This window comes from Rhizobium sp. S163 (assembly GCF_030380805.1).
Classification (GTDB): domain Bacteria; phylum Pseudomonadota; class Alphaproteobacteria; order Rhizobiales; family Rhizobiaceae; genus Rhizobium.
This window is the reverse complement of sequence record NZ_JAUDSA010000005.1, coordinates 19,991-35,550: the sequence shown is the minus strand read 5'-3', so window position 1 is coordinate 35,550 and position 15,560 is coordinate 19,991. Positions and strand designations below refer to the sequence as shown.

The 15,560-nt window shown below is 61.3% G+C and carries 21 protein-coding genes; 14 read left to right on the top strand and 7 right to left on the bottom strand.

The window, feature by feature from the left end:
- Positions 1–8: 8 nt before the first annotated feature.
- A complete protein-coding gene (locus tag QTL96_RS07025; RefSeq protein WP_289727213.1) occupies positions 9–1,292 on the bottom strand; it encodes an O-acetylhomoserine aminocarboxypropyltransferase in 1,284 nt (427 codons plus the stop codon).
- 126 nt (positions 1,293–1,418) lie between these two features.
- Positions 1,419–1,847 (bottom strand): CoA-binding protein, encoded by a 429-nt coding sequence (locus QTL96_RS07020; protein WP_289727212.1) that lies wholly within the window; start codon positions 1,845–1,847, stop codon positions 1,419–1,421.
- 84 nt (positions 1,848–1,931) lie between these two features.
- Between QTL96_RS07020 and QTL96_RS07015 the strand changes: the two genes are divergently transcribed.
- On the top strand, positions 1,932–2,261 hold the full coding sequence (locus tag QTL96_RS07015; RefSeq protein ID WP_289727211.1) for a hypothetical protein: 330 nt from the start codon (positions 1,932–1,934) through the stop codon (positions 2,259–2,261).
- 402 nt (positions 2,262–2,663) lie between these two features.
- The gene (locus QTL96_RS07010) at positions 2,664–3,500 is read left to right on the top strand and encodes a DMT family transporter (RefSeq protein ID WP_047509956.1); all 837 of its coding nucleotides are present in this window, start codon (positions 2,664–2,666) and stop codon (positions 3,498–3,500) included.
- Between the two features lie 5 nt (positions 3,501–3,505).
- On the opposite strand, the gene QTL96_RS07005 is transcribed toward QTL96_RS07010, so the two are convergent.
- Both QTL96_RS07005 and QTL96_RS07000 read right to left on the bottom strand, forming a co-directional pair.
- The gene (locus QTL96_RS07005; RefSeq protein WP_289727210.1) at positions 3,506–3,739 is read right to left on the bottom strand and encodes a methionyl-tRNA formyltransferase; all 234 of its coding nucleotides are present in this window, start codon (positions 3,737–3,739) and stop codon (positions 3,506–3,508) included.
- Positions 3,740–3,743: 4 nt separating this feature from the next.
- Complete coding sequence (locus tag QTL96_RS07000) at positions 3,744–4,574, bottom strand: enoyl-CoA hydratase (protein ID WP_289727209.1); 831 nt, start codon at positions 4,572–4,574, stop codon at positions 3,744–3,746.
- 340 nt (positions 4,575–4,914) lie between these two features.
- Here QTL96_RS07000 and rplM point away from each other — a divergent pair, with 340 nt between their 5' ends.
- The 7 genes from rplM to QTL96_RS06965 all read left to right on the top strand — a co-directional run bounded on the left by rplM (position 4,915) and on the right by QTL96_RS06965 (position 9,384).
- Positions 4,915–5,379, top strand: a complete 465-nt coding sequence (rplM, locus tag QTL96_RS06995) for a 50S ribosomal protein L13 (protein WP_018900238.1) — start codon at positions 4,915–4,917, stop codon at positions 5,377–5,379.
- Positions 5,380–5,381: 2 nt separating this feature from the next.
- Positions 5,382–5,849, top strand: coding sequence for a 30S ribosomal protein S9 (gene rpsI / locus QTL96_RS06990; protein WP_037177440.1), 468 nt, complete (start codon positions 5,382–5,384; stop codon positions 5,847–5,849).
- A 102-nt stretch (positions 5,850–5,951) separates the two neighbouring features.
- A complete protein-coding gene (locus QTL96_RS06985; protein WP_289727208.1) occupies positions 5,952–6,248 on the top strand; it encodes an addiction module antidote protein in 297 nt (98 codons plus the stop codon).
- A 2-nt stretch (positions 6,249–6,250) separates the two neighbouring features.
- A complete protein-coding gene (locus tag QTL96_RS06980; protein ID WP_018900240.1) occupies positions 6,251–6,631 on the top strand; it encodes an antibiotic biosynthesis monooxygenase in 381 nt (126 codons plus the stop codon).
- Positions 6,621–7,580, top strand: a complete 960-nt coding sequence (gene speB, locus QTL96_RS06975; protein ID WP_289727207.1) for an agmatinase — start codon at positions 6,621–6,623, stop codon at positions 7,578–7,580. Before QTL96_RS06980 ends, speB begins: the two co-directional genes overlap by 11 nt.
- Positions 7,581–7,643: 63 nt before the next feature.
- Positions 7,644–8,576, top strand: coding sequence for an N-acetyl-gamma-glutamyl-phosphate reductase (argC, locus tag QTL96_RS06970; protein ID WP_289727206.1), 933 nt, complete (start codon positions 7,644–7,646; stop codon positions 8,574–8,576).
- Between the two features lie 16 nt (positions 8,577–8,592).
- Positions 8,593–9,384 carry a sulfite exporter TauE/SafE family protein gene (locus tag QTL96_RS06965; protein ID WP_111561270.1) on the top strand — a complete coding sequence of 264 codons (792 nt, stop codon included), beginning with the start codon at positions 8,593–8,595 and terminating at the stop codon, positions 9,382–9,384.
- Here QTL96_RS06965 and QTL96_RS06960 read toward each other — a convergent pair.
- The gene (locus QTL96_RS06960) at positions 9,373–9,792 is read right to left on the bottom strand and encodes a DoxX family protein (RefSeq protein ID WP_289727205.1); all 420 of its coding nucleotides are present in this window, start codon (positions 9,790–9,792) and stop codon (positions 9,373–9,375) included. The genes QTL96_RS06965 and QTL96_RS06960 overlap by 12 nt on opposite strands.
- A gap of 492 nt (positions 9,793–10,284) precedes the next feature.
- Between QTL96_RS06960 and dapA the strand changes: the two genes are divergently transcribed.
- From dapA to QTL96_RS06945, 3 genes are all read left to right on the top strand, one after another.
- Positions 10,285–11,190, top strand: a complete 906-nt coding sequence (dapA, locus tag QTL96_RS06955; protein ID WP_289727204.1) for a 4-hydroxy-tetrahydrodipicolinate synthase — start codon at positions 10,285–10,287, stop codon at positions 11,188–11,190.
- A 51-nt stretch (positions 11,191–11,241) separates the two neighbouring features.
- On the top strand, positions 11,242–11,502 hold the full coding sequence (locus tag QTL96_RS06950; protein ID WP_289727203.1) for a hypothetical protein: 261 nt from the start codon (positions 11,242–11,244) through the stop codon (positions 11,500–11,502).
- 115 nt (positions 11,503–11,617) lie between these two features.
- Positions 11,618–11,926, top strand: a complete 309-nt coding sequence (locus QTL96_RS06945; RefSeq protein WP_289727202.1) for a DUF1883 domain-containing protein — start codon at positions 11,618–11,620, stop codon at positions 11,924–11,926.
- On the opposite strand, the gene QTL96_RS06940 is transcribed toward QTL96_RS06945, so the two are convergent.
- Together QTL96_RS06940 and QTL96_RS06935 are read right to left on the bottom strand one after the other, a co-directional pair.
- Complete coding sequence (locus QTL96_RS06940; protein ID WP_289727201.1) at positions 11,927–13,243, bottom strand: replication-associated recombination protein A; 1,317 nt, start codon at positions 13,241–13,243, stop codon at positions 11,927–11,929.
- Positions 13,240–14,658, bottom strand: a complete 1,419-nt coding sequence (locus QTL96_RS06935; RefSeq protein ID WP_289727200.1) for a DegQ family serine endoprotease — start codon at positions 14,656–14,658, stop codon at positions 13,240–13,242. Before QTL96_RS06935 ends, QTL96_RS06940 begins: the two co-directional genes overlap by 4 nt.
- A gap of 139 nt (positions 14,659–14,797) precedes the next feature.
- Between QTL96_RS06935 and QTL96_RS06930 the strand changes: the two genes are divergently transcribed.
- Positions 14,798–15,178 (top strand): YkvA family protein, encoded by a 381-nt coding sequence (locus QTL96_RS06930; protein WP_289727199.1) that lies wholly within the window; start codon positions 14,798–14,800, stop codon positions 15,176–15,178.
- Positions 15,179–15,197: 19 nt separating this feature from the next.
- Positions 15,198–15,551: a hypothetical protein gene (locus tag QTL96_RS06925; RefSeq protein ID WP_289727198.1), complete on the top strand. Its 354-nt coding sequence runs from the start codon at positions 15,198–15,200 to the stop codon at positions 15,549–15,551.
- The last annotated feature ends 9 nt before the right edge of the window (positions 15,552–15,560 follow it).

Sequence of the window (15,560 nt, the reverse complement as noted above, 5' to 3'; positions counted from 1 at the left end):
CTGCGGCCTCATACCTTCGCCAGCGACTGTTCGAGATCGGCGATGATGTCCTTGACGTCCTCGATGCCGATTGACAGGCGAACGACATCCGGGCCTGCGCCGGCGGCGGTCTTTTGCTCGTCGGTCAGCTGGCGGTGGGTCGTCGAGGCCGGGTGGATGACCAGCGAGCGGGTGTCGCCGATATTGGCGAGGTGGGAGAAGAGCTGCAGGCCTTCGACCAGCGACTTGCCGGCTTCGTAGCCGCCCTTGACGCCGAAGGTGAAGACGGAGCCCGCCCCCTTTGGCGAATAGCGCTGCTGCAAGGCGTGGTTCGGATCGTCCTCAAGGCCGGCGTAGTTGACCCAGGCGATCTTGCTGTGCGCCTTCAGCCACTTGGCGACCGTCGCGGCATTTTCGCTGTGGCGCTGCATGCGCAGCGGCAGCGTCTCGATGCCTGTGAGGATCAGGAAGGCATTGAAGGGCGAGATGGCCGGGCCGAGGTCGCGCAGGCCGAGAACGCGGCAGGCGATGGCGAAGGCGAAGTTGCCGAAGGTCGAGTGGAGGACGACGCCGTTATATTCCGGCCGCGGGCTCGAAAGCATCGGGTAGTTGCCCGACTTCGACCAGTCGAAGGTGCCGCCATCGACGATGATGCCGCCCATGGAATTGCCGTGGCCGCCGAGGAACTTGGTCAGCGAATGCACGACGATATCGGCACCGTGTTCGATCGGGCGGATGAGATAGGGGCTCGCCATGGTATTGTCGACGATCAGCGGCAGGCCGTGCTTGTGGGCGACATCGGCGATTGCCGCGATATCGACAAAAGTGCCGCCGGGATTGGCGAGGCTTTCGATGAAGATGGCGCGCGTGTTTTCGTCGATCTGGCTTTCGAAGCTCGCCGGATCGGCCGAATCACCCCAGCGCACCTGCCAGCCGAAATTATCGAAGGCATGGCCGAACTGGTTGATGGAGCCGCCATAGAGCCGCTTGGCGGCGACGAAGTTTTCGCCTGGGCGCAGCAGCGTGTGGAAGACGATAACCTGCGCGGCATGGCCTGAAGCGACAGCGAGCGCTGCCGTGCCGCCCTCGAGTGCTGCGACACGCTCCTCGAGCACCGCCTGGGTGGGGTTCATGATGCGGGTGTAGATATTGCCGAATTCCTGCAGGCCGAAGAGTGCTGCGGCGTGATCGGCATCGTTGAAGACGTATGCCGTCGTCTGGTAGATCGGCGTGGCGCGGGCACCGGTCGCCGGATCGGGCTTTGCGCCCGCATGCACGGCCAACGTATTGAAACCCGGATCATTCGCGGTCATGAAGTCCTCCCGTTTTGATTTGACTTTGCTGCTTTAACTTCGCTGGGCGGAGCATAGCGGACGATCGGCAAAAGTTAATCGCCATCCGTTTCAACCGAAACGCGTTTGGCGAAAAATTTTCCCTTCTCAGCCGATGAGACGCGGGTACTCGATTGCCGGGCACCGGTCCATGACAACCTTGATGCCGGCCGCCTCGGCCTTGGCGGCGGCGGCATCGTCACGCACGCCGAGCTGCGCCCAGATCACCTTGGGTCGCGGGTTCATCGCCAGCGCCTCGTCAACCACCTCCGACAGATAGTTTGAGGCCCGGAAGACATCGACCATGTCGACCGGCACGGGCACGTCAGTGAGGTGGCCGAAGACCTCCTGCCCCTGGATGCGCTTGCCGACCTGGCCGGGATTGACGGGTACGACCTCATAGCCGCGCGACAGAAGATAGCCCATCACGCCATTGCTCGGCCTTGCGGGATTGGGCGACGCGCCGGTGAGCGCTATCGTCTTCACCGACCGGAGGATATCGAGGATATACTCGTCGCTATAGTGATCGTGATCCATCTTTCCTTGTCTCCAACTCAATGACAGCGCTAAAGCGTTTCCTATATATAATAGGTACGCCGGATGCCGAAGGAGGAGATTGATGTGAGAAAAGTGCTTGTGTTTACCGCCGCGCTGCTCGCCGCCACGCCGGCGCTCGCGATATCGCGCTACAATTCGCAGACGATCAGCTGCGACCGGGCACGCGCCGCCATCCATAACGAGGGAGCGGTCATCTTGCGCTACCCTTCCACCCGCGTTCGCGGCATGACGCTCTACGACAGATATGTGCGCAACAGCCGGATGTGCGACGGCAACCAATATGCCGAATGGACGACCGTTCCGACCAAGGACAACGCGAAATGCCGGGTTCTGAACTGTCAGAATATCGACAACCTGGACGGGATGCTGTTCATTCCTGACTATTCGCTCTGAGGCAGGAAATTTCGGTTGAGCGGCTGCCCATCAGACGGGCATAAAACCCACCAATTTTGACGGGCCGGACTCGCCTCCGCGTGGCATTTTGTGATCTATTTGCATCACCCATCCGGGTTAATGCACTCACCTCAGCCAATGTTCACTGTATATCCTGTTTATGTCCTCATTTGTTCGCTGTCATTTTAGAAACACCTCATGGTTGAATGAGGAAAAAATGTTTGAAACTTCTGGCGTACGTATCGCAACGGCTGTTTGACGGTATGATCATCCGAAGGTTGCATAATCGTTTAAGCAGAAACGCCAATGCATAGCTTCGCCTCAATGGCCGCTGTTGCTTTTTCCTGATGACGGCGTAACAAGCTTTGTCCCGTCTTTTCGCCACACCATCAGGTAGTTCTTTTGTCCCTCACCGTCATCCTGCTGGTCCTGTTTGGCGCGCTTCTTCACGCGACCTGGAACGCCTTGATCAAGGCCGGGACTGACAAGGCGCTGGACGCCAGCCTGATCTCGGCGGGCGGCGCAATCGCGGCCCTGCCGTTCCTCCCGTTCCTGCCGTTTCCCGCTATCGAGGCCCTGCCCTATATCGGCGCCTCGGCGATTTTGCAGTTCGCCTATTTCCAGCTGGTCGCGGGCGCCTATCGAGCCGGCGATATCGGCCTCGTCTATCCGCTGATGCGCGGGTGCGCGCCGCTCTTGGTGGCGGCAACGAGCGGCTTTGTTCTCGGCGAGAGCCTGTCCGGCGGCGCGCTGATCGGCACGATCACGATCTGCGCCGGCATCCTGACGCTCGCCTTCGAGGCCAAGCGCGGCAGCGGCCACGCCATTCGTCTGGCGCTCGCCAATGCGGTGGTCATCGCCACCTACACCTATGTCGACGGCATCGGGGCGCGGATATCCGGCAATGCGATCTCCTATACGCTGTGGATGTCGCTGTTGCCGCCGGTGTTGCTGCTTAGCTGGGCCATCTCGCGGCGCGGCGCCTATGCGGTTGCGATGCATGTGAAGGTGAATTGGTGGCGTGGATTGATCGGCGGCACCGGATCTATCGCATCCTACGGGCTGGCGCTCTGGGCCATGACCAAGGCGCCCGTCGCCACCGTCGCCGCGCTGCGCGAAACGTCGATCCTCTTCGCGCTCATCATCTCCGTCGTGTTCCTGAAGGAAAAAGCCAGCCCGTGGCGCTATCTCGCCGGCGCGATCATCGCGCTCGGCGGGCTATTGCTGAAGCTGGCGTAGTGGCATCATCTGAAACCAAACTCTTTGCCGAGCAGATCGAACAGTTGCTTCGCAGCATTCTCGTCGAGTTGGATCGTCTGGCTTAACTTTCCAGGCTCTTGGCGACTGTCTCTGCCATAAGTTGATATCTGCATAAGACGTCGGCCATCATACTCATGCACGAATATCTTGGCGTCGATCGGATCGTGCAGCTGAAACCGCTGCATTGAAGCTAACTCAAACTGCGTAATTCTTGCCATTTTCTCAATCCCGCGTCCAATCCGGCATCCGGTTTTCAAGGAATGCCCCGATCCCCTCTTCCGCATCCTCGGTCATCATGCTGTCCACCATGACTTCGGCGGCATAGCCATAGGCTTCCTCGATGGGCATTTCGACCTGGCGATAGAATGCTTCCTTGCCGATCTGGAGCGCCATGGGCGATTTGCTTGCAATCACCGACGCGTATTTGGTGACGACCTGTTGCAGATATTGTTTTGGCACGATGCGGTTGACCAGGCCGAAATCCTTGGCGGTCGAGGCGTCGATCGTCTCGCCGGTCAAAAGCATCTCCATCGCCTGCTTGCGATGAGCGGAGCGCGTCAGCGCCACCATCGGCGTCGCGCAGAAGAGGCCGATATTGACGCCCAGCGTGCAGAATGTCGCAGTATCGGTGCAGATCGCGAGATCGCAGGACGCGACGAGCTGGCATCCGGCGGCGGTCGCAAGTCCGTCGATCTCGGCGATAACGGGCTTCGGCAGCTTGGTGATCTCCAGCATCAGATCGGCCGCGAGCGCGAAGGTCTCCTCGAAGAAGGCCTCACCGTCATCGGCATCGGCGCGATGCTCGGTCAACTCCTTGAGATCATGGCCGGCCGAGAAGACATCGCCCGTCGATGCGATGATCACGATGCGCACGCCGTCGTCCTCGGCCGCATTCTGCAGCTCGCCCATCAGCGTCTCCATCATGGCGAGCGACAGGTGATTGGCGGGAGGATTGTTCAGGGTCAGCCGCAGCACGCCATCGGAAAGCTGGCGCAGCACGAGCGAACCGCTGGCTTTGCTGGCATCGGTGCGGAACGATAGAACTTCGGCCATGATGAAACTCCCTGCATGTCGATTTCGTGCTATCAGTCCTGCCACAAAAGGCCAGTCTTTTCGAGGAGAAGCGATGCCGTTGGCGTCAAGGCGCTGCCATCGAGGCGCTGAAAATTGAGGTATCAAAATACCACATACTTAACGCATTGATTTCATTTAATTGTTTTTGCGACCGTAGCCCGCGGCAATATTGACGCTGTCGGCCGCAACCTCTATACACACCGCCAGAACGCAGCCTTTCCCGGCTGCTTTCTTTTTGGTGCGCCCTCGGGCTCCCAAATCAAGCAACAAGAAACGCCCTTTCGCCTTCGGGCCAAGGGATCAAAAGAGAGTAACTACTATGGCAACCTTCTCCCAGAAGCCTGCAGAGGTAGAGAAGAAGTGGGTCATCATCGACGCCGAAGGGCTTGTCGTTGGTCGTCTCGCTTCTGTTATCGCCATGCGTCTGCGCGGCAAGCACAAGGCTACCTTCACTCCTCACGTTGACGACGGCGACAATGTCATCGTCATCAATGCCGACAAGGTCGTATTCACCGGCAAGAAGTATTCCGACAAGGTTTACTACTGGCACACGGGTTTCGCCGGCGGCATCAAGGAGCGTACCGCTCGCCAGATCATGGAAGGCCGCTTCCCGGAGCGCGTTCTTGAAAAGGCAGTCGAGCGCATGGTTCCGCGTGGCCCGCTCGGTCGTCGCCAGATGAAGAACCTGCGCGTCTACGCTGGTTCCAACCATCCTCATGAAGCTCAGCAGCCTGTCGCTCTCGACGTCGCCTCGCTGAACAAGAAGAACGTAAGGAGCGCCTAAGAATGGCTGACCTCTCCTCCCTGAAGGATCTCGGCACGGCTACCGAAGCTTCGGCTCCGGCACACGTCCGTAAGGTCGATTCGCTTGGCCGCTCCTACGCGACCGGCAAGCGCAAGAACGCTGTTGCTCGTGTATGGGTCAAGCCGGGCTCCGGCAAGATCGTCATCAACGGCAAGGAATTCACGGAATACTTCGCACGTCCGGTTCTGCAGATGATTCTGCGTCAGCCGATCGTCGCTGCTGCCCGTGACGGCCAGTTCGACATCATCGCAACGGTTGCCGGCGGCGGTCTTTCCGGCCAGGCCGGTGCCGTTCGTCACGGCGTCTCCAAGGCACTCACCTACTTCGAACCGGGCCTGCGCTCGGTCCTGAAGAAGGGTGGCTTCCTGACCCGCGACAGCCGCGTCGTTGAGCGTAAGAAGTACGGTAAGGCCAAGGCCCGCCGTTCGTTCCAGTTCTCCAAGCGTTAATCGCTTCGGACTTCGGAATGTGGAAAGGTCGGGTGCAAACCCGGCCTTTTTTCGTTTTGTCATGCGCTTTGACAATCCGGTGCCGTGAATTATGATTCACGCATGATGGATATCGCCCCAGGCGAAAGAGATCTGAACATGCCTCTCGAAACCTCACGCTTTGACATTCAAGATCACCTGAAAACGCCGGAAGACCGACTTCTTTATCTCGAGGCGGCATTCGACGATGGCGACCCTGCCCTTATCGCGCATGCGCTAGGCGATGTCGCCCGCACAGTCGGCATGACCTCCATTGCCAGGGACGCCGGCGTTACGCGGGAAACGCTCTACGAGGCGCGGGACGAGACGGGTGATCCACGGCTGAAGATTTCCGTTGTTTCCAATAAACACCCAGTTTGACGATGTCGGATCATAAGCCCTCGCCCTTCGCCAAAACGCCACAGCCACCCTACTACGTGGTGACCTTCTCCTCGCAGCGGACCGAAGGACAAAACGAAGCCTATTGGGAAACGGGTGACGCCATGGTGGAACTCGCGAAGCAACAACCAGGCTATCTGGGTTTCGAAAGCGTGCGCGCTGCAAACGGCTTCGGCATTACCAATTCCTACTGGAAGGACGAAGCAAGCATCCTCGCCTGGAAGGCGCAGATCGACCACATGGAAGCGCAGCGACGTGGCCGCGTTGACTGGTATTCACACTATGAAATCCGCGTCGGCCTGGTGCAGCGCGCCTATGGTTTTAGCGCAGTCGAGCCTGATGGAGAAAAAGACCTTGGCGAATAAGACAATCGATCATGCTTTCACGGCAACGAGCCTCACCTCGGCGGCAATGGACCCGACGTTCGCCGGTGCGCTGTCCTTCATGCGCCGGCGCTTCACCAAAGATCTGACCGGCGCCGACGTCGTGGTATGGGGTGTCCCCTTCGATGCCGCGACCTCCAACCGGCCGGGCACGCGTTTCGGGCCGCAGGCGATCCGGCGGGCTTCGGCGATCTTCGACAATGATCCGCAATATCCCTTCAACCGCGATCTCTTCGCCGAGATGGCCGTCATCGACTATGGCGATTGCCTGCTGGATTACGGCAATCACCAGGAGACGCCTGAGGCGATCGAACGGCAGGCGAAGACGATCGTCGATGCCGGCGCCTTCATGCTGACGCTGGGCGGCGACCATTACGTGACATGGCCGATCCTCAAGGCTCATGCGGCCAAGCATGGCCCGCTGGCACTCGTGCAGTTCGACGCGCATCAGGATACATGGTTCGACGACAACAAGCGGATCGACCATGGCTCCTTCGTGGCGCGCGCGGTCCGCGATGGCATCATCGATCCCGATCGTTCGATCCAGATCGGCATCCGCACGCATGCGCCCGACGATTTCGGCATCAATATTCTCTACGGCCATCAGGTCGAGGAGATGAGTGCGGCCGAGATCGCCTCTACGATCATCTCGCACACCAAAGGTGCGCCCAGTTATCTGACCTTCGATATCGACTGCCTGGATCCGGCCTTTGCGCCCGGCACCGGCACGCCGGTTTCTGGTGGCCCGTCCAGTGCCAAGATCCTCTCGGTGCTGCAGCGCTTGCATCAGCTCGATATCCGCGGCGCCGACGTCGTCGAGGTGTCTCCCGCCTACGACCATGCCGACATCACCGCCATTGCGGGGGCGACGGTCGCGATGTATATGCTGGGGCTGCATGCCGAACGACGCGCGACAGCGTCACACGGCTGACTCATCCATCTTCCAAAATGATTCCGGACTTCTTTCTAACCTATTGAAAGTGTGAGCAAGACAATGGCACCGAAGATCTTCATCGATGGCGAACACGGCACGACGGGCCTGCAGATCCGCACGCGCATGGCCGGCCGCCGCGATGTCGAGCTTCTGTCCATTCCGGAAGCGGAGCGCCGCAATGCCGCGATCCGCGAGGATATGCTCAATAGCGCCGATATCGCCATTCTCTGCCTTCCCGACGACGCGTCGAAGGAAGCCGTGCAGATGGTCTCGGCCAACAACAATGTCCGCATCATCGACACCTCGACCGCCTACCGCGTCGACCCTTCCTGGGCCTATGGCTTCGCCGAGATGGACAAGGAGCAGGCCGGCAAGATCAGTTCGGCCCGCTTCGTCGCCAATCCCGGTTGCTATCCGACCGGCGCCATCGGCCTGATGCGGCCGCTGCGGGCCGCCGGCATTCTTTCGGACGGTTATCCTGTCACCGTCAACGCAGTGTCCGGCTATACCGGTGGCGGCAAGCAGATGATCGCGCAGATGGAAGACCAGAGCCGCGACGACGCAATCAGCGCGCCGCACTTCCTCTACGGTCTGACGCTGGCACACAAGCATGTGCCTGAGATGAAGATCCACGGCCTGCTCGACCGCGCGCCGATCTTTGCCCCATCGGTCGGCAAGTTCGCGCAGGGCATGATCGTGCAGGTTCCGCTGCATCTCGACATGCTGGCCGCAGGCACGACGCTGGAAAGCATTCACGCGGCGCTGACCGCCCATTATGCCGGCCAGGATATCGTCACGGTCGTGCCGCTCGCAGACAGCAGCAAAATGGCACGCGTCGATGCCGTCGAGCTTGCTGGCAAGGACACGATGAAGCTCTTCGTCTTCGGCACGCCGGGTGGTTCGCAGGTCAATCTCGTCGCTTTGCTCGACAATCTCGGCAAGGGTGCCTCGGGCGCTGCCGTGCAGAACATGGACCTGATGCTGGCCTCGTGAGCGAGGCCGGGCCTTCATGTCGTTTTCCGGTAGCATGGCCGATATCGGTGCGTGGCTTTCCGCCGCGCTGCCGGATCATGGGCTTTACACGCTGATCGCCATCGCCTGCATTGCCGGGCTCGCCCGTGGCTTTTCCGGCTTCGGCGCGGCGCTGATCTTCATCCCGCTTGGCGGCGCAATCATCGGCCCGAAGCTGATTTCGCCGGTACTGCTCGTCATCGACGGGCTGGCGACGCTGGGAATGATCCCGCCGGCGTGGAAGCGGGCGAACCGGCGCGAGGTCTTCACCATGGCCGCCGGCGCGATGCTCGGCGTTCCAGCCGGAACCGCCGTGCTGACGCTGATGGACCCGCTGCTGTTGCGCTGGTCGATCACGGTCATCGCGCTGCTGCTGCTTGCGCTGCTGGTCTCAGGCTGGCGCTATCACGGGGAACCGCATTCCTATCTGAGTGCTGCGGTCGGGCTGGTGGCCGGATTGTTCAGCGGTGCCGCCCAACTTGGCGGGCCGCCCGTCGTCGCCTATTGGCTGGGTGGAAAGACGGAGTTCACCAAGGTCCGCTCCAACATCATCATCTATTTCGCGATCTCCACCTGCTTCAGCGTCGCCAGCTATTATGCCGGCGGGCTGTTCGTCGATACCGTCTTCGCGCTGACGCTGGTCATCCTGCCGAGCTATACGATCGGCCTGTTTCTCGGCTCCAAGCTTTTCGGCTTCGCCAAGGAGAGCACTTTCCGGATCATCTGCTACGGGCTGATCGGCGCCTCGGCCTTCCTCGGTATGCCGGCTCTCGACGGCCTACTGCGCTAGAGCGGACGGCCGGCGGGCTTGGCCGGTCCTGACGACCAGCGCCTCGCCGGGACCGTGGACCGCCGCGAAGAGCAGGCCGGCCAGGAAGGTGAAGTGGTCGATGAAGAAGCCGAACTCGGCTTGATTGCCGGCCCAGCGCCCGGGCCCGTGGAATGCCACCGCGAGGAAGATCACATAGATCCCCGCCAGCAGGGCTGCCGGCGAAAAGAATATGCCGGTCAGGAAAGCGAGCGCCAACCCCAGTTCGAAGAAGGCCGCGATCCAGGCGAGAAAGAGCGGGAACGGAAAGCTGGCGCTGGCGATGTAGCCGGCCGTGGCCGTGATATCCATGAACTTGAAGCTCAGCGCCATGATGAACACGCCGGCGAAGATCAGCCTTGCGATCAAAATTGCGATTGTCCTGCCCATATCTCTCTCCCTGTGCCGATAGCGGCCTGATACGTGAACGCTCCGCAGCGCGATTGCGCCGCCTTATGATGCAAGGACGAACGGCATATCGCGCTCCCGACATGCCCTTGCACAATCTCTTCCCGCGCCTTGTCATTCTGATTCAAGTGCTTCGCAAGTCGAGTCCGAAACGCGCCGCAAGTCCATGATTTCGGATTCGATTTAGCGATCGCTATCCGCCACGAGCCGACCCCGCCTTTATGAGATTTCTATTTCCCGTCGAAGACCCGCGAATGGATTTCATACGCGGCGCGGCGCTAGCCTGTGGTCGAAATTCAGAGGTAGACGTCATGCGAGACTTCCTATTTCCCCAACCTCCGACCGCCCGTCCACGACCGCCCGTGCCCAAGCGGCAGATGCGCGAGAAGCGCACGGCGCACTTACTGATCATCTTCGGCCTCGTGCTTGCCGCCGTCGAGATCTACGTCATCTGGGGCAGTATCTGACACGGCCATGCGGATGGACACGCGACTACGACTGGGAACGGTGATCACGGCGCTGGTCACGCCATTCAGGAACGACCGGCTCGACCTTGCGATGCTCGAGCGGCTGGCGGAGCGGCAGATCAACTCCGGCATCGACGGACTGGCTGTCTGCACCGTCACCGGCGAAGGGCCGACACTGTCGCTGACGGAGCGGGCGGCCATCATTCGCACTTGCGTCAGGGTCGCGGCTGGGCGGGTGCCCATCATCGCCGCCACCGGCACCAATGCCACATCGACCACGATCGCGCTGACTTTGGAGGCGCGGAAGCTCGGCGCTGACGCCGCGCTGGTTACCGTACCCTATTATTCGAAACCGGGGCAGAAGGGCATCGTCCACCATTTCGAGCAGGTGGCGACGGCGAGCGATCTGCCTGTCATCATCGACGACTGCCCGTCGCACTGTGCCAGCAGCCTGGCGCCTGAAAGCCTTGAGGCGCTGGCGCCCATCGGAAATATCCTCGGCGTCGTCCATTCGAGCGGTGAAGGGGCCCGGCTTGCGCCACGTCTGCGACAGCGCTTCGTCTCCCTTTCCTCCGATGACGGCAGCGCGCTCTCATTTCTCGCTTGGGGCGGCGACTGTATGCTGTCGTCGGGCGCGAATGTCGAGCCGCGCCTGTTTGCTTCGCTTCATCGCTCAGCGAAGGCGGGCAATGTGGCGGCGGCCATGGCGCTGCATGACCGTCTGCAACCGCTCATCCGTGCGCTTGTGGAAGATGGCTCGCCGGCTCCGGTCAAATACGCCCTGCATGTGCTGCTTGGCACGTCCCCTGATGTCCGGCTGCCGATGGTCGGCCTCGATGCCGCCGAGAAAGCTGCCGTTTTCGCCGCCCTGACAGGGCTTGCCGAGAGCCGTCGCCAAGCGCGGGCCGTTTAAATCCGACAATTCCAATCACAGCCTCGATCATCCAACTTGAAAGGAAAGATCATGCCCTCCTCCAACGCGCGTGCCCTCGCCGCGACCATCCAGCCCAGCCCCCTGCCGCGGTTTACCATCGGTCGGAGCAAGGGCGGCGGATGGGTGGTTCAGGATCGCGAGGGGCGCGTCGGTGGTCTGTTTATCAGCGAGAGCGCCGCATTGCATTTCGCCGCCGACGAATGCGATCACGATGCCGCGCAGATCGCGATCACCCGCACCCGTACACTGCTGCCCTTCGATAGGCCCGACAAGGGCGGACATGTGCACTGACGAGACATGATCCACCTCCGCGGGAGCGTGCAACGGCGTTCCCGCAGGCGTTGGCGAACGCTTCCTTAACCGCCGTTTCGTATCATCTGCGCCTACCCCACGCCGAGCAGACCCGATGCCGAACAAGCCGAATTTCCGCTTCACTCATTACGACCTCAAGGAACAGCGCGCCGGGACGGTGATCGAGGTGACCTTGAACGCGGTCGCCAATGTTCGGCTGATGACATCGCCGAACTACCAGCGCTTTACCGAAGTGCTAGACTTCAAATATGTCGGCGGCGTTGCGCGCAAATCCCCGATCCGCGTGCCGATCCCCGACAGCGGCCACTGGCATCTCGTGGTCGACATGGAAGGCCATCACGGCCTTGCGGAATCATCCGTCAAGATCATCACCGCTCCCACGGGCCAGAAGCGGGCGTCGTGATCAGCGCGGATTGCGCTCTTTCCTGAGTTTAGACCACCATTCAAGCCGCTTGCGGATATCGCGCTCGAAACCGCGCTCGGGCGGATCGTAGAAGGTCTGGCGGCCCATCTTCTCCGGGAAGTAATCCTGGCCCGAAAAGGCGTCCGGCTCGTCGTGGTCGTAGCGATAGCCTTCGTTATAGCCTTCATCCTTCATCAGCTTGGTCGGCGCGTTCAGGATGTGCTTGGGCGGCAGCAGTGAGCCATTCTGCTTGGCGGCCATGGTGGCGGCCTTGAAGGCGGTGTAGACGGCGTTGGATTTCGGCGCGGTGGCGAGATAGACGCAGGCCTGCGCCAGCGCCAGCTCCCCCTCGGGCGAGCCGAGATAGTCGTAGGCATCCTTGGCGGCGTTGCAGATGACAAGCGCCTGCGGATCGGCAAGGCCGATATCCTCAACCGCCATGCGCACCAGCCGGCGGCCAAGATAGAGCGGGTCCTCGCCGGCATCGAACATGCGCGCGAGATAGTAGAGCGCCGCATCGGGATCGGAGCCACGCACGGACTTGTGCAGGGCCGAGATCAGATTGTAGTGGCCGTCCTGGGCCTTGTCGTAGACCGGCGCGCGGCGCTGGACGATCTTGGTCAGTCCCTCGGTATCGAAGATTTCGTCGCGGCGGGCAGCGCGCCAGACTTCCTCAGCGAGCGTCAGCACGGCGCGGCCATCGCCATCGGCCATGCGCAACAGGCTGACGCGGGCTTCCGGCGTCAGCGGCAGCCCCCGGCCCTCGATCGCCTCGGCACGGTTCAGAAGCTCGGCCAGGCTCTGATCGTCGTGTGACTTGAAAGTCAGTACGCGGGCGCGTGACAAAAGAGCGGCGTTGAGCTCGAAGGACGGGTTCTCGGTGGTGGCGCCGACGAGGATGACGGTGCCGTCTTCCATCACAGGCAGAAAGCTATCCTGCTGGGCGCGGTTGAAACGATGAATCTCGTCGACGAAGAGAAGCGTCTGGCGCCCGTCCATGCGGCGCAGGCGGGCGGCCTCGAAGACTTTCTTGAGATCGGCGACGCCTGAGAAGATCGCCGAAATCTGTTCGAAGGCAAGACCCGCCTCGCCTGAGAGCAGACGCGCGACGGTGGTCTTGCCGGTTCCGGGTGGTCCCCAGAAAATCATCGATCCCAACGAGCCGCTTTCGATCATTCGCCTGAGAACACCGTCCTCGCCGGTCAGGTGATCCTGACCGGTGACGTCGGCGATGGTCTGCGGGCGAAGCCGATCCGCCAGCGGCCGCCTGTTGGCGACCTCCGGCGGAATGCGCGGCGCGAAGAGATCATTGCTCATCGGAAGAACTGCCGGATGCGCTGGCCGTTGCGCTCGATCTCGACGCGCCAGAAGCTCGGGTTCTGCGCAGCCAGCGTGGCGAGATCCTTGGTGGTCTTCACATCGGCGCTGTTGACGGAGACGATGATGTCCTTCGGCTCGAAGCCGAGCTGCTGGGCAACGGAGCCATCCTTGACTTCCGATACGACGACACCCGTGCTCTCGCTTGCCATGCGCAGCTCATCGGCCACGCGCGGCGACAGGTTCTCGACGACGGTACCTGTGAACGGCGAACGGCCGCCGATCGTGCGCTGGTCGCGCGGCGTCGTCTCGGGCGCCTGGCCGAGCGTCATCTTCACATGCTCTTCCTTGCCATTGTCGGTAATGGCGAGATCAACAGGCTTGCCGAGACCGGCGGTGGTCAGGCGGTAATACAGCGCATCAGGATGCTCCACAGCGATGCCGTCGACCGCGGTGATGACTTCGCCCGCCTTCAGGCCAGCCTTTGCGGCCGGGCCGCCTTCGGTGACCTTGACGACGATGGCGCCGCGCGCTTTCTCGAGGCCGAGCGCATCGGCAACGTCGGAGGTGACCGCATCGAAGGTCGCGCCCACATAGGGACGCTCAAAGGTCTTCACGCCCGCATCGGCGGAAGCGATAAAGACTTTCACGAGATTGGCGGGGATGGCGAAGCCGATACCATTGGAGCCGCCGCCGCGCGAGAAGATCGCGGTGTTGATGCCGATCAGCTCGCCCTTCATGTTCATCAGCGCGCCGCCGGAATTGCCTGGGTTGATCGAGGCGTCGGTCTGGATGAAGAAGCCGAACTCATCCTTGACGACCTGGTTACGCGCCAGCGCCGACACGATGCCCGACGTGACCGTCTGGCCGACACCGAACGGATTGCCGATGGCCAGCACGAGATCGCCGACTTCAACGGCGTCTGAATTGCCGATCGGAAGCGCCGGGAATGTCGCCTTGGTATCGACCTTGAGTACGGCGAGATCCAGGCGATCGTCCTTCAGAATGACCTTGCAGGGAAACTCGCGGCCATCCGAGAGCGCGATCTTGATTTCGTCGGCGCCTTCGATGACGTGGTTGTTGGTCACGATCGTGCCGTTCGCCTCGACGATGACGCCGGAGCCGAGCGAGGACTGCTTCTGCGTACGGTTCGGCATCTGCTGGCCGAAGAACTGCTCGAAGAAGGGATCGCCGGCAAACGGCGACTGACGGCGCACTGTCTTTTCCGCATAAACATTCACCACCGCACCCGCCGTCTGCTTGACGAGCGGCGCGAAGGACAGCTGCATTTCCATCTGGCTCTGCGGCACGGTCTTGCCCGTCTCGCTATTTGCCGTTTGGGCATGAGCGTTGATCGGCAGTGCAAGCACCAGAGCAAGCAGCGGCAGAGAGGCGCGCTTCAACAGGTCGTGCATAAGAATCCCTTCTTGAAATCGTCTTGAGAGAACGTTGTAGTGCCGGACGCTAGAAAGGAAAGAGGGCGGAAGCATGGAAGATCAAGGCGGGTCAACCGATGCGCAACATACTTGCCAAACTGAGTCAGGAACGACAGGCATGCAACTGATATCAAAGGCCAAACTGTGGGCGAAATCACTGAAGCGTGACATCGTCGCGCTTTGGCTCGCCGCGCGCGACAGGCGCGTACCCTGGTACGCGAAGGCGGTGGCCGGCGGCATCGCCGCTTACGCGCTATCGCCGATCGACCTGATCCCCGATTTCATTCCTGTGCTCGGCTATCTCGACGATCTCCTCATCGTGCCCTTGGGTATCATGCTTGCCGTCAGGCTCATCCCCTCAGATGTCATGGCGGAGTTGCGCGTCGACGCCGCAGCACGGCTCGAGCGGCCGTCCAGCCGCACCGGGCTGATCGTCATCCTTGCCATCTGGCTTTGCTGCATCATCTTCGTCGGCATGGCATTCTTGAGAGCCAGCTAGACCGGACAGGAACAACTGCATGACGCGATATCGCCAGCCCCTCCTCTTCACCGCCGCCGCCCTGCTGCTTTGCTGCGCCGGGACAAGCCATGCGGCAAGCTTCGATTGCGAGGCCAAGGAGCTGAAGCCGGACGAAAAGGCGATCTGCGACAACCGCTCGCTCAACGACGCCGATGTGAAGATGGTGACGACCTTCGACCTGTTGTCGGGCCTGCTTGCCATGGGCTCGCGCGGCACGATGCAGGACGAGCAGACGGCGTGGCTGAAAAAGCGCCAGGAGTGCGCCGCCGACGTCGCCTGCATCCAGGCCGCCTATGACGAGCGGCTGAAGCAGCTGGCGGAAAGCTACAAAAACATAAACCGGCCGCTTTGAGGCGACCGG